Source organism: Psychrobacter sp. 1044, from assembly GCF_904846525.1.
Taxonomy (GTDB): domain Bacteria; phylum Pseudomonadota; class Gammaproteobacteria; order Pseudomonadales; family Moraxellaceae; genus Psychrobacter.
In genome coordinates, this window is record NZ_CAJHAZ010000002.1 from 216,359 (window position 1) to 231,083 (window position 14,725).

Genomic DNA, 14,725 nt, shown 5'->3' on the forward strand with positions numbered 1-14,725 from the left:
GAAGGTTTTTGAGAATAAGCGATTATAAATAATGACAAGTCACACCGCCACTAATGAACAATGACTAATGACTGCTGCAAACAGGACACGCGGCATCTTGGCGATAGCCCATCAGCCGTTGCTGCATCTGGCTACCATCCCATATTAATAGCTTATTTGTCAGTGGATTTTTGGTTAATCCCAAATACTGCAGGGCAGCATTCGCTTGCAAATTACCCATGATAGCAGTGGTACTCGCTAGCACACCTGAGTTGGCACACGTACGCTCATCAGCCGCCGCATCAAGTACTACCGAACCAAACACGCAGTGATAACAACCAGTGTTTAGTTGCGGCTCAAATAGCGCCAACTGACCTTGCATCCCAATCGCTGAGGCAGATAATAGCGGGATTTTATAGCGCACGCTAATACGATTGATGACATCACGCGTAGCAAAATTGTCGGTGCAATCTAAAAGCAAGTCAGGCTTGCCTGTCGCCATATCGAGCAATTCATAAGCATTGTCTTCGCTTAATCTTGCAACTGTACCGCGAGCGGTAATTAAAGGGTTAATACGCTCTAACATGTGCGCCGCTGTTAGCGCCTTAGTTTTACCAATATCCTCAGGTAAAAACAGCGTTTGGCGCTGCAAGTTGCTGGCTTCAATGACGTCATCATCTATAAGATGAATGTGCCCAAGTCCTGCACGCACCAGCGTCTCAGAAGCAGGACAACCAAGCCCGCCTGCCCCTATCATGACCACACGAGCTGATTTTAAGCGTAATTGAGCGTCAATATCCCAACCATCTAATAATATTTGCCTTGCATAACGCAGCAGCTCTTCATCCAACAACTGCCCTTTATCTGATGTGTGCGCCATATTTATTACCAATAACCTATTATTAAAGAAGTCTACTAACAAAAATCTGATGACTTAATTTGACCCAGCGTAACACGATCATTACCACCATAATCTTGTACTGTACGCACAGATTCAAAGTCACTATCTACAAACAACTTGCGAACGGCATCACCTTGGTCAAAACCATGTTCGATAGCCAGTAGCCCACCGACACGCAAGTATTTCGGTGCCTGTCCTACGATATTCTCTATATCGGCAAGCCCATGATTGGGGGCACTTAAGGCACTAATAGGTTCGGCTACAAGGCGTGCTAAATGCTCATCTTCCTCATCGATATAAGGAGGGTTGGACACAATCACATCAAATAATAGCTCGCCATGACTGGGCAGCTCGTCATACCAACTGCTTTGTATAAACTCAATATCAGCAACATCATTGATAACTGCATTGTGCTGAGCAACCTTGAGCGCTTCTGGCGACATATCCACCGCAACGACTTGCCAGCTTTCGGCCTTACTGTCTGAACGCTGCGTATTTAACTCGTGAGCGAGACTAATCGCAATACAACCTGAACCCGTCCCTAAATCCAATAACCGTTTTGGGCTGCTGACACTGTTTGGCTGAGATTTTATCCAAGTTAATACTTGCTCAATCAGTATCTCAGTATCAGGTCGCGGAATTAAAGTGTGCTCATTGACAGTAAATATCAGCGACCAAAATTCTTGCTGACCAGTCAAATACGCAAGTGGGATTCCTTGCTGCATTTTCACCACACCTGCATTGAACTCCGAAAGCTCGCTGTCTGTTAGCTGGTAACCTTCATCCATTATTAAAAATATCGCAGGCTTATCGATGACATATAATAGCCAATCGGTGAGCCAAAATGACGGTAGCTTGCTATTTGCAGCCTCATTCGTCAATTGCTGAATGTGCTGCTTTATCTGACGAATAGTCGATGCTGTCATAATTAACTCTTAAAAACATGATGAATCAATGAGAATAAAATACCGCTTAGCCTACTCTGACGCGCGTGGTGGCTCTTTGGTATCAGTCAGGTTTGGATTCGCCTTGGCCAACTTATCACTGCTTCCATCGTTATTGTCATCGCCATAAATATCATCGTTATCACCAATGACGATATGTTTATCAACGAAATAAATCAATGCCAAAATCGGAATCCCAATAGCGAAAGTAAAGATAAAGAAAAATGGATAGCCCATATTATCGACGATAGCACCTGAATAACCACCCATCACTTTGGGAATGAGCGTCATTAATGAAGAGAAAATCGCATACTGCACTGCCGTAAAACGAATAGACGTTAGAGCAGATAAGAAAGCAATAAACACGGCACTCGCCAGCCCTGCTGCCAAGTTATCAAATATGACCGCAACATACATAAATGGCAAACTGCCTGGGTTGTAAGTTAGTAGTACAAACAACAAATTGGTCGCACACGCAAGAATTGCCCCAATCATCATGGCATGCATCATACGGAAACGCTGTGCCAATAGCCCACCTAAGAACCCACCTGCAATCGCCATAATCACGCCGACGAGTTTCACTGCATTGGCAATATCTGTTTTACTAAAGCCCATGTCTTGATAAAAAACGTTGGAAATAACGCCTGCCACGATGTCTGAGATACGATATAGCCCAATGAGCGCCAATAGTAATAACGCCTTTGTGCCATAGCGTCTAAAAAAGTCCAGGATCGGCTCGACCCAAGTTGCCATGGCTACTTCTTTTTTCACCAACCCCACTTGTACCAATGCATAACCTGCTACTATCGCTACACCCAAGCTTATCAGCAGATGCAATGTTTCAACAAAGAAGCTAGAAAACGCCCCTTCGAACTCTGGCAATACTTGTCCCATTAATATATAAGCGGCGATAAACGCGATCACTGAAAACACAAACAATGCTACTAATCTCACGTAGTCTTCGCGAGTTTCGGCAACCAATGGCGCTTTATTAATAATTTTTGGTTGATTGATGATGAAATACAACAGCAGCAACGGTGCGCAAGCGACCAATGCCAAAAAATAAAACTTAATCGCTGGCATGACCATTAACGGTATCATCGCCAATGTGCTATCGAACACTGTATTAATCAAAATATTGATCAGATAAATAATGCCAAAAATCAGACCTGGGATAAGTAATAAAGCAGAGTAAATAAGAAATACTTTTAAATTGCCCTTTTGCTTTTTACTTTGCAACGTTTCAGCCGTTGGCTCATAGCTGGCAAACGTGGTTAATACCCCTAAAGTCATGACACCTGCCATAATGTAGTAAGTATTTCGCCATGCCTCATAACTATAAAAAGTCTCATTCGAGCCAAAAAAATCTGCCAAATATAACGCGCCTGCACCCGCAACGATCATGCCGATACGATAACCCGACACATAAATAGAGGATAGAATGGACTGCATCGATGGCGGCGCAAGCTCGATGCGGTAAGCATCAATCACGATATCTTGGGTGGCAGAAGAAAAGCCAAGCAAAACCGCAGCGCCTGCCATGTAGACTAAAACGTCTTCACTAACTGGATTAACATTTGCCATCAAAAAGATAGCAAATATGATAAGCAGCTGTGATACCACCATCCAACTGCGACGACGACCCAACCATTTGGTCAAAAATGGCACAGGAAGCGCATCTATTAATGGCGCCCAAATAAATTTAAACGAATAACCCAGTGCCGCCCAGCTAAACATGGTCACAACACTACGATCAATGCCTGCCTCTCTAAGCCAAAGTGATAAACTTGAAAAAATAAGCAGTATAGGAATACCCGCTGAAAAGCCCAAAAACAACATGATAATGACACGAGGGTCTAAATAAGCCTTTGCAGCCTCTCCCCATGATTTTTTGACAGCTGGTTGATTGGGTGGCACAGATTTGACAGCAGACATAATCGCTCACTAGCACTTAAGAAAAAGAACACAACCGCGCACAATTTTTATCAATCATTAGTATCATCTATCGGTAACTGATACTGATAAATAGCACTGATAAACGGGATCGATAAAAATTGCTTAACGTTGCACAAATACAGCCATTACAACAAAATTGAATTATGGTACTTGAGAACGCTGACCTTGACTAGACATTCTAACGATATTTTTGCATTAACCGTTGTTTCTACTGGTTAATAAAACCTAGCTTATAGACTAGGGCTTACTTTCATATTAAGAATGGGTATAAAAATAAGGAAAATATCGCATTTTGCATCATAACCCTTTTATATAAACCCCTTTCTCTTGTGATTAGCCAATCATTATCCTGATAAGTTATTAATAATTAATGCTTTAATAACCAGAACTTCTTGCTACATTCTTACTTTTATATATTCATAAATTAAAACATTATTTAACATACGATTTATTCTATAAAACAACGCGTTTGTATAAATTGCTTCCCTAAATCAATCATTATTCTATATGCTAGAGATGACAGATAATTTTTGCAAACAATAGTAAATAACACCCTCGATTGCCATTGATCTGATTACTGCCTAGGAGCCACATGATGACTAACTCAAACTCAACATCAGATGCTGCAAGTAACACCACTTATGATAAAGGAGATGGTCATGGACCAACCATTCATAGTGAAAATGTAGATACTTCGCACGAGCCACAACGTCCAAGCATGGGTGGCTGTCCTGTCATGCACCAAGCGCATACTACGAACGCCTCGGCAGCAACCGACTGGTGGCCGAATAGCTTAAATTTAGATATCTTGCATCAGCAGGATCACAAAACCAATCCAATGTATCCTGACTTTGATTATGCAGAAGCCTTTAAGCAATTAGATTTAGAAGCCGTCAAGCAAGATTTAAAAGATCTAATGACTGAGTCACAGGCATGGTGGCCAGCAGATTGGGGTCATTATGGTGGGTTGATGATTCGTATGGCTTGGCATTCTGCCGGTACTTATCGGCGCTCTGACGGCCGCGGTGGTTCTAACACTGGTAATCAACGCTTTGCGCCATTAAACAGTTGGCCGGACAATGTCAATTTGGACAAAGCACGTCGTCTATTATGGCCAATCAAGAAAAAATATGGTAACAAACTTTCTTGGGCAGATTTGATGATACTAGCGGGTAATATGGCTTATGAATCTATGGGCTTTAAGACGTTAGGTTTCGCTGGTGGGCGTACCGATATTTGGCATCCAGAAAAGGATATCTACTGGGGTTCTGAGCGTGAATGGCTTGCGGCTACCAAAAATCGTTATGAAGATGATAATCAGCGTGAATCACTAGAAAACCCTTTAGCAGCGGTACAGATGGGCTTGATTTATGTCAACCCTGAAGGTGTCGATGGCAACCCTGATCCAATCAAAACAGCACAAGACATCCGCACCACTTTTGCTCGCATGTCAATGAATGATGAAGAAACGGTTGCCTTGACGGCTGGTGGTCACACGGTTGGTAAATGTCATGGTAATGGTGACGCTACCTTATTAGAAGATGAGCCAGAAGCGGCTGATATCAAAGAGCAAGGTCTAGGTTGGCGCAACCCTAAAGGTACAGGCAATGCTGGCGACACCGTCTCAAGTGGTATCGAGGGCGCATGGACCACGCATCCAACCCAATGGGATTATGAATATTTCGAGTTACTGCTAAATCATGAGTGGGCACTGACTAAGAGCCCTGCTGGTGCTTGGCAGTGGGAACCTATCGATATCAAGGAAGAGGATCGTCCTTTAGATTCACATGATCCAAGTGTACGCCGCAACCCAATCATGACCGATGCTGATATGGCAATGATTAAAGACCCTGCTTATCGTAAAATTTCAGAGAACTTTCATCAAAATCCAGAATATTTCGATGAAGTATTTGCAAAAGCTTGGTTTAAGCTTACCCATCGTGATTTGGGGCCAAAATCTCGCTATTTAGGGGCGGATGTGCCAAGCGAGGACTTCACTTGGCAGGATCCAATTCCACAAGGCAATGTTAATCTGAGCGCTGATGATATTGCAATCTTAAAAGCACAGATACTAGGCAGTGGTATCGACCATCGCGAATTTATTATTACCGCTTGGAATAGCGCTCGTACATTCCGCGCCTCAGACTATCGCGGCGGCGCCAATGGTGCACGCATTCGTTTAGCCCCGCAAAAAGACTGGCTAGGTAATGAGCCTGAGCAATTGACTCGCGTACTTGAGGCGCTCACTGCCATCCAAACGAACTTTGATAAAGACGTCAGCATAGCCGATTTAATTGTACTCGCTGGTAACACCGCCATTGAAAAAGCAGCAGCTAATGCAGGTGTTCAAATTGAACTACCATTCGATGCTGGTCGTGGCGATGCGAGCGATGAGATGACTGAAACAGAGAGCTTCTCTGATTTAGAGCCACGACATGATGGCTACCGTAACTGGATCAAAGGCAGCTATGCCATATCACCTGAAGAGATGCTATTAGATCGTACTCAACTGATGGGCTTGACTGCACCCGAAATGGTCGTTTTAATCGGTGGTATGCGTGTCTTGGATACCAACTACGCTCAGAGCCAACAAGGGGTATTTACTGAGCGTGCTGGGACACTTAGCAATGACTTCTTTGTGAACTTGACAGACATGAGCTATTCTTGGCATCCCGTTAAGACAGACAATAATGACGCCCCTGCTCTCTATGAAGTACGTGAGCGTGCTACTGGCAATGTAAAATGGCAAGCCAGCCGCGTAGACCTAGTGTTTGGCTCAAACTCCATACTACGCGCTTACGCTGAGCTTTACGCACAAGACGATAACCTAGAAAAATTTGTTCATGACTTTGTAAAGGCTTGGAATAAAGTGATGAATGCGGATCGTTTTCGCTAAAACCCACTGAAATAGATACGCCTTTATCTTAAAAAAGCCCTCTTTAATCGAGGGCTTTTTTATTGTAATGATTTACTTCTAGCAACGGACAAACGACTTATCCTATATTCCAAATAAATATAAATAGATAACCATTAAGTATATACAAGAATAAACACTTTGTTTTACACTACTTGCTTACTGCATATTTGTACATTTTCACTTTTGTATACAGACAGGGTTTGTATATTTATACAATAGGATTTAGTTATGGCAATCGACGTAGTGGTCAATCAGCGGCATTTACAGATTCAGCTCAAGCAGTTGGAGACAGTATGGCATACGGTGATTAATGGCTATAACTTAAGTCAGGCGGCGACCGTACTGCACACCAGTCAATCTAGCCTATCAAAACATATTGCGGCACTTGAAAATCAGCTCAAAACGGAAGTATTCGTCCGTCAAGGCAAACGCCTAACGGGTCTTACGACCATGGGCACAGCACTAATGCCGCATATCGAATCTATCTTCGCCGAGATCCGTACGATTGAAAACCTAAGTCTCGATTTTAATAATCCGAATATTGGCACGCTGACGATTGCCACCACTCACACGCAAGCGCGATATGTATTGCCGCAAGTCGTCAAAGAGTTTAAAGAGCGTTTCCCCAAAGTCAACCTAATATTACAACAAGCGGATCCAGAGACCATCGCGCAGATGGTCATTCGCGGGCAGGCAGACATTGGCATTGCAACCGAGTCTTTACTTCATAACAATTATTTACGCTGCTATCGCTATTATGACTGGACGCATCGCGTCATTGTACCAAGCGATCACGAACTCGCCAATCACGAGTCTGTGGATTTGCCGACCCTCGCTAGCTATCCGATTGTGACCTATCACGGTGGCTTTACGGGGCGCGGTGCGATTGACAAAACCTTCGAAGAGGCAGGTCTAGAGCCAGATATCGTCCTAGCGGCGCTCGATGCTGATGTGATTAGTACTTACGTAGGTCTTGGCCTAGGCATTGGAATTATCGCAGAAATGGCATTTGAGCCAAGCCATTATCAGAACTTAACTGCCATACCAGTCGATCATTTTGGACGATTTACCAGTTGGATGGCGGTACGTGATGATGCAGAAATTCGTCAGTATGGTCGGGCATTTATGGAACTGTGTCAAAAACAATTTAGCCAGTAAAGAACCATTCATTCATATTTTCACTAAACGTCAATGGCATCGTTATCAACAGATAATGATGCCATTTTCTATTCTCATTTCTACTCAAAATCGACTGCCGCGCATGTGACTCTTATAACTCTACCCCATTATTAAGATTTGTTATCGTCTTAACTTCTGACCTTTATATTCAATAGAATCCCCCCATTATATGAACTATTGAGCGACTAGTTACAGCAATATTGAATTAGCACTAGATTCTTGAGGTGCTAGTTCATCATTGCTGTCGCTAGTCTCTTTTATAACTAGAATCAAATACCAATATAACCATGTCGTTGAAAGGCGGCATCATAAAAACAGGTGATTTATGAGTAACGCTATTCCCTTATCCTTTTTAGATCTAGCACCCGTGCCTGAAGGTAAAACCATCGCTGAAGGCATTGCCCAAACGATTGAGACAGCACAGCAAGCAGAAAAATTCGGCTTAAACCGTTATTGGATGGCAGAGCACCATAATATGCCGGGTATCGCTAGTGCAGCGACGTCAGTACTACTAGCGCATATCGGTAGCCAAACCAAGCATATACGTATTGGTGCTGGTGGTGTGATGCTTCCGAACCATGCACCTCTCGTCATCGCTGAGCAATTTGGCACTTTGCAGGCATTATATGGTGATCGCGTAGATTTAGGGTTGGGTCGTGCGCCGGGTACTGATGGCGCAACCTTTCAGGCACTACGCCGTCAGATGCAAGATGCTGATCGCTTTCCGCAAGACGTCCAAGAATTGATGTACTTTTTAGGGAACGGTACAGATAATAGCCCAGTACAGGCATTTCCTGGGGCAAAGTCAAACGTTCCTATCTGGATATTAGGCTCTTCTCTTTTTGGGGCTACGTTAGCGGCGCATTTGGGACTTCCTTATGTGTTTGCCTCACACTTTGCACCGCAAATGCTTGGGCAAGCGATTACAGCTTATCGTGAACAGTTCAAACCATCAGCCTATTTAGATAAGCCTTATGTCATGCTGGCAGCCAATTTATTACTCGCCGATGACGATGCTACTGCACAGTATCATTTTACCTCTGCGCAGCAAAGTTTCGTACGCTTGCGCCGTGGTGAAACAGGTCAAATGCCGAAACCTACTCACGATATGGACAGTATCTGGAGCCCTGCTGAAAAAATGATGGTGGATAGCGCATTGTCAGTGTCATTCATCGGTTCTGTGGAAACTGTCAAGCCGAGACTGGCGGCATTCCTTGCCCAGTATGAGCCAGACGAGCTGATTGTGACGGCTAACGTTTACGATCAGGCAGCGCGCATGCGTTCACTGGAACTTACACCTGAGTTAAATTTATTTACTTTACAATGAAATCAGACACTTGCATAATTATTGATAAACCTTAGCTGGATGTTTGACATGGACGCAACTCCTATTATCGGTGCCTCACTGCTTATCGGCTCATCAATATTTATGTACATTGTTGCCTTTCTTGCGGTGATGGCTGTCGGTGGTTATTTGACCTATCGCACCAGCCCAAAGCGTAAGCAGCGGCGCGAAGACCAACGTAATAAAGACAATTCAAATTAATAACCGCTCTAAAAATATGCTGGGACGTATTAATTTAACGTCTAAAGCAATATAAAGAGCCCTCTTTTCTTATTTAGAAAGAGGGCTTTTTTTGGCTTGCTACATAATAAAAATACAGCAATCTTTACGTACTGTTATTCAGACGGCCTTACCATTCAATTGACGAGCCAAGATTTTTTTGTGCGGCTTGTTGTGCGACATATAGAGCGACTGCTGCATCAAAACTGGCTGCACCAACCGATTTAAATAACGTAACACCATGATTAGACTTAGCGGTTTTTTCTTGTAGCGCCCCTGTGACTAGCGCTTGTAAGTCACCACTGAGGTCGTCCCATGTCCATGCACAATCGATACTATCGTGAGCTTGGATTAAATCGCCCGCTTCATGACGACTGCCAACCAAATCATCGACAACGACCATGCGACTGTTTGCAATGACATCATTGCTTATCTCTTTCATTGAAGGCTGATAGGCGCCGACTGCGTTGATGTGTACATCAGATTTAATATGGTTGAGATCAAACAAACCTTCTGTTGCGCGGGTTGCGACATTGATAACATCTGCATCACGGATAGCATCATTGATATTTTCGCAAACCGTTATAGTAACGTCCCATTGCGGATAATCACGAGTAAATTTCACTTTAAAAATCTCAGCGCCTTCCCTGCTTCTATTCCATAAATATACTGTTTTAATCTCAGGACGTACTGTCATTACCGCATGTAATTGCTCATAAGCCATGCCACCACAACCGACCACCGCCACACTTTGACAGTCAGCGCTTGCCATATATTTGGTCGCAATGCCTGACAATGCTGCCGTACGCACTTGGGTAATATAAACCCCATCCATAATTGCCAATATCTCACCAGTATCATTGTTTGACACGGTAATAATCGCCGTTGTGGTTGGTAAATTTCGGCTCGGATTATCAGGACAAATGGTGACCAATTTTACGGCTGTATACTCGTTCTTACCATCATAAATCATCGCAGGCATTGATAAATGCGAACCTGAACGATGGGCATCATCTTCACTAAAAGTTTCAATGACCAAACGTTCAGGCGCTTTGATCCAATTGGGATGCGCTGCCTGTTGATGTAACAATGCTTCTATCGCCCCAATGGCAGATTGCATATTGAGGTGTTCGGTCACGATTGCTTTGTTTAGTAATTGCAATTTAAGTACTCCTATTTATACATTTATTATTAGAACATGTTTTATCACGCCAAAACGGCTACTACATTAATCCCAACCCGCGCAATATTGCCGCACCAATCGCCATTCCAAACATACCTACCACGGTGGTAAAAGCCAAAATATTAGCAGCTAACACATCATTGCCACCCATGGCTTTTGCCATTACATAGCTGGCGGCGGCTGTTGGTGAGGCTGCCATCAAAAACAACACACCCATATGCACACCTGATAGACCAAATCCTAATCCAATAGCGATGGCAATCAATGGCGCAACAATAATACGTCCGATACTCGCCTGCATGGACAGCCCTGAAGGGTGCAACATCGACTTCAAATCAATACTGGCACCGGCGCAAATCAATGCTAAGGGTAATGCCACTGCGGCCAGTAGATCGCCAGTCGTATGAATCACACCTGTAATAGGCGGCAGCGGTGACGCCTTATAAGCAAATGCTGCTACCAATGCGATAATCAGTGGGTTGGTAAATAGTTTTTTGATAATCATGGTACTGCGACTGAGCCAAGTATCATCCACACTTTTGGACACACGGCTGAGAGTGATAACCGCTAAGATATTAAACAGTATCGTCACCACACCCATATAGACAGCACCGATGCTTAAGCCACGTTCTCCGTAGGCATTAGCAACCGTTGCCAGTCCAATAATAGCCATATTACTTCGAAATATCCCTTGTACAAACACCCCTTGATCAGCCGGTTTGCTCACAAAATATTTGGCGTAAATCTCTGCACCTATAAACAAGATGAATGTCACCAGAATACCAGCCATTATCAGCGTGATTTGTTTGCTGTAATCGACATCACTATCAACGACGCTAAAAAAAAGCAAACAGGGTAAACAGTAATTAAAGACAAAGCTCGATGCTTGATCAATAAAAGTCTGGCTCGCCTCACCGCGTCTCTGCATAAAAAAACCCAACCACATTAAGGCAAGGTTGGGCAAGACAATGGTAATAGCAAAGACAATAGCATCAATCATAAATAGGCTCAGTTCGTTGACAAGCCCATCATAATATGGACATCAGCGAGATAAATTGACAAGTAATCATTAAGTTTTCTAACCTAGTATAGAGACAAAATAGCAAGTAAGACAAGCGCCTGCTCTATTTTCTTTTAACAGCGGATGTATTATAAACAAACAAAAGCCCATAACGGTATATCGTTATGGGCTTTTGTTATACTAGTTATACTAGTTATACTAGTTATACTAGTTATACTAGTTATACTAGTTATACTAGTTATACTACTATTACGAATCTAGCGCGGCCTTTGCTTTTTTCTGTTTCTTCACCGTCATGGCTAGCAACTGAATGGCGGCAGGCGTCACACCGCTCACGCGTCCAGCTTGAGCAAGCGTCGCAGGACGTACTTGTGTCAATTTCTGTACAATTTCATTCGATAATCCCGATACCACGCTATAATCAAAGTCCAGTGGCAGCGCCGTATTTTCTAGGCGCTTCATCTGATCAATGTCTTCTTGCTGACGATCAATATAGCCTGCGTACTTCACAGAGATTTCTATCTGCTCACCCACTTGGGCATCGACTTGCGAATCAGTGATGGCAGCGATATCAGCAAAATGAATCTGCGGACGCTTGAGCAAATCAAAAGCAGTCGATTCTTTTGACAGCACCTCGCCCGTTTGCTCTGTGACTTTTTTGCCTAGCGCGTTAGCAGGGGTTGCCCACATATCTTTGAGACGTGAGGTCTCTGTGGCAACTGCTTCCATTTTTTGTTGGTAAGTCTGCCAGCGCACATCGTCAACTAGACCAAGCTTACGACCTGTTTCAGTTAGGCGTTGATCGGCATTATCTTCACGTAATAATAGACGATATTCTGCGCGGCTCGTAAACATACGATATGGCTCAGTCGTACCATGGGTAATCAAATCATCAACGAGCACGCCAAGATAGGCTTCATCACGGCGCGGTGTCCACACGTCAAAATCGCTGTTATTAGTCGTAACCAATGCCGCATTAGTACCTGCTAGCAAACCTTGCACGCCAGCCTCTTCGTAGCCAGTTGTACCATTGATTTGTCCAGCGAAGTAAAGACGATCGATAGATTTGGTCTCTAGCGTTGGTTTTAGGTTCTGCGGATCAAAGTAATCATACTCAATGGCGTAGCCTGGACGGGTAATGTGCGCATTCTCTAAGCCTTTCATACTATGAATAAACTCTAACTGCACATCAAACGGCAAACTCGTTGAGATACCATTTGGATATAGCTCATGGGTGGTCAAACCTTCTGGCTCGATAAATATCTGATGGCTGTCTTTATCCGCAAAACGGTGAATCTTGTCTTCGATTGACGGACAATAACGTGGACCCACACCTTCGATTTTGCCAGAGAACATCGGCGAACGGTCTAAGTTTTCACGGATAATATCATGGGTGCGCGCATTGGTATGCGTGATGTAGCAATTGACCTGCTCAGGATGCATAGACACATCACCCATATAACTCATCACTGGTAGCGGCGTGTCGCCCGGCTGTACGGTCATCACACTAAAGTCAACGCTACGCGCATCAATCCGCGCGGGCGTACCTGTCTTTAGACGACCGACTGGCAGCTTAAGCTCACGCAAACGATCTGCCAACTTGATAGAAGGTTGATCGCCTGCGCGACCACCTTTTGAGCTTTCGAGACCAATATGAATCACACCGCCCAAGAAGGTTCCTGAGGTCAGTACCACCGTTTGCGTATTAAAGATAATACCCGTTGCAGTAACCACTGCCGTCGCACGACCATTTTCAACTAAGATATCATCAGCCGCTTGTTGAAATATATCAAGATTTGGCTGATTCTCAAGCGTATGGCGAATGGCGGCTTTATATAAAATACGATCTGCTTGCGCACGCGTAGCACGAACGGCAGCACCTTTACGACTGTTAAGCACACGAAACTGAATGCCTGATTTGTCCGTTGCCAATGCCATTGCACCGCCAAGCGCATCAATCTCACGCACCAGATGGGATTTGCCGATACCACCAATTGCTGGATTACAACTCATCTGCCCGAGCGTCTCAATATTATGTGTCAACAGCAAGGTCTGCGCGCCCATACGTGCGGCTGCCAAAGCAGCTTCTGTGCCAGCATGACCGCCACCGATCACTACCACGTCGTAATTTTTTGGGTATTGCATATACGCCTCACTTGACTCATAACGCTGCTTTTAGCCAAAAACTATTATTACCAGAATTTTATGGCTAAATAGCATGGTCATCAGCAAATAAACGTCAGTCGGATTTAAAAAGTTAACGGCTTGGAAAAGCCGCTAGATATTGGATTGCTAACCCACCATTATAACAATTTTTTGATGCTTAAAAAACGCCGCAGTAGAAACTATTTACATTAAGTGTTAAGCATCATTGTTAAACTTAATAACTAGTAACTTAATAACTAGCGCCTAGTTACCAGGGCTCAGCGGTACGATTTGATCTGATTGACCACTGCTCAGCATATGCTGACTGCCATAACCTTCTGGATTGATCTGCAAATAAGCATTCATCAAGCCAATAGCATTGCCATCATTACTCGCCAAAATTTGCTCTTTAATCATGTCTACTGGCGGTAGCAGCAAGTTTTTTAGCAATGCCAAACGCTGCTGGTTATCGCCTTTATTAACGACCATCTCGATAAGTTGACGCGCATCGATGGGTAAATCTGGCGTATTCTGTGCCAATAATGCCAAATGATAAGCGCCCGCAGAATCTTGATCCGCAACGATACGCTGCTCAATCGCAATATAAGTGGCTTCTGTTGCGCCGCCTGCCACGCTAAGCTGATGAATACATTTCAGGGCTGAATGTGGCTCATTGCCAGCAATTTCAATGATGCGCGTGGATTCATTTTTTAAATGCTCACGGCGTTTTTCGATTGCCGCTTGCTCAGCAGCTACCGGTTCAGGTGTTTGTTGTTCTATTGGTTGATTGCTCATAATACTCTCTCATTATTTATGTTTTTATAATGCTTGCTGTTGAGCCATATATGGGGTCAATACTGACAAAAACAATAAAAGCCCGAGCGCCCATCTAAGGACTGGCTCGAGCTTTTATTGTTAAAACTTATCAGCTTGATA

Annotated in this window: 11 protein-coding genes; 4 read left to right on the top strand and 7 right to left on the bottom strand. The window is 43.8% G+C overall.

The window, feature by feature from the left end; genetic code table 11:
• Nucleotides 1-64: 64 nt before the first annotated feature.
• Genes JMX82_RS02400 through JMX82_RS02410 form a run of 3 tightly spaced genes read right to left on the bottom strand, consistent with a single transcriptional unit; the run spans nucleotide 65 to nucleotide 3,759 of the window.
• On the bottom strand, nucleotides 65-859 hold the full coding sequence (locus tag JMX82_RS02400) for a HesA/MoeB/ThiF family protein (protein WP_201539309.1): 795 nt from the start codon (nucleotides 857-859) through the stop codon (nucleotides 65-67).
• Between the two features lie 35 nt (nucleotides 860-894).
• Nucleotides 895-1,806 (bottom strand): peptide chain release factor N(5)-glutamine methyltransferase, encoded by a 912-nt coding sequence (gene prmC, locus JMX82_RS02405; protein ID WP_201539311.1) that lies wholly within the window; start codon nucleotides 1,804-1,806, stop codon nucleotides 895-897.
• Between the two features lie 51 nt (nucleotides 1,807-1,857).
• A complete protein-coding gene (locus JMX82_RS02410) occupies nucleotides 1,858-3,759 on the bottom strand; it encodes an AmpG family muropeptide MFS transporter (protein WP_201539313.1) in 1,902 nt (633 codons plus the stop codon).
• Between the two features lie 739 nt (nucleotides 3,760-4,498).
• On the opposite strand from JMX82_RS02410, the gene katG reads away from it, so the two are divergent.
• The 4 genes from katG (at nucleotide 4,499) to JMX82_RS02430 (ending at nucleotide 9,422) form a co-directional block, all read left to right on the top strand.
• The gene (gene katG / locus JMX82_RS02415) at nucleotides 4,499-6,676 is read left to right on the top strand and encodes a catalase/peroxidase HPI (RefSeq protein WP_201539356.1); all 2,178 of its coding nucleotides are present in this window, start codon (nucleotides 4,499-4,501) and stop codon (nucleotides 6,674-6,676) included.
• A gap of 249 nt (nucleotides 6,677-6,925) precedes the next feature.
• The gene (locus JMX82_RS02420; RefSeq protein ID WP_045446223.1) at nucleotides 6,926-7,855 is read left to right on the top strand and encodes a LysR substrate-binding domain-containing protein; all 930 of its coding nucleotides are present in this window, start codon (nucleotides 6,926-6,928) and stop codon (nucleotides 7,853-7,855) included.
• 346 nt (nucleotides 7,856-8,201) lie between these two features.
• Nucleotides 8,202-9,203, top strand: a complete 1,002-nt coding sequence (locus JMX82_RS02425; RefSeq protein ID WP_201539315.1) for an LLM class flavin-dependent oxidoreductase — start codon at nucleotides 8,202-8,204, stop codon at nucleotides 9,201-9,203.
• 48 nt (nucleotides 9,204-9,251) lie between these two features.
• On the top strand, nucleotides 9,252-9,422 hold the full coding sequence (locus tag JMX82_RS02430; protein WP_157292364.1) for a hypothetical protein: 171 nt from the start codon (nucleotides 9,252-9,254) through the stop codon (nucleotides 9,420-9,422).
• A 148-nt stretch (nucleotides 9,423-9,570) separates the two neighbouring features.
• Here the strand turns inward: JMX82_RS02430 and JMX82_RS02435 are convergent, their stop codons facing one another.
• The 4 genes from JMX82_RS02435 to JMX82_RS02450 all read right to left on the bottom strand — a co-directional run bounded on the left by JMX82_RS02435 (nucleotide 9,571) and on the right by JMX82_RS02450 (nucleotide 14,584).
• On the bottom strand, nucleotides 9,571-10,602 hold the full coding sequence (locus JMX82_RS02435) for an ornithine cyclodeaminase family protein (RefSeq protein ID WP_201539317.1): 1,032 nt from the start codon (nucleotides 10,600-10,602) through the stop codon (nucleotides 9,571-9,573).
• A gap of 61 nt (nucleotides 10,603-10,663) precedes the next feature.
• Complete coding sequence (locus tag JMX82_RS02440; protein WP_201539319.1) at nucleotides 10,664-11,623, bottom strand: AEC family transporter; 960 nt, start codon at nucleotides 11,621-11,623, stop codon at nucleotides 10,664-10,666.
• 270 nt (nucleotides 11,624-11,893) lie between these two features.
• Nucleotides 11,894-13,789 (bottom strand): tRNA uridine-5-carboxymethylaminomethyl(34) synthesis enzyme MnmG, encoded by a 1,896-nt coding sequence (gene mnmG, locus JMX82_RS02445; RefSeq protein WP_201539320.1) that lies wholly within the window; start codon nucleotides 13,787-13,789, stop codon nucleotides 11,894-11,896.
• Between the two features lie 264 nt (nucleotides 13,790-14,053).
• Nucleotides 14,054-14,584 carry a hypothetical protein gene (locus JMX82_RS02450; protein WP_201539321.1) on the bottom strand — a complete coding sequence of 177 codons (531 nt, stop codon included), beginning with the start codon at nucleotides 14,582-14,584 and terminating at the stop codon, nucleotides 14,054-14,056.
• Nucleotides 14,585-14,725 lie beyond the last annotated feature (141 nt).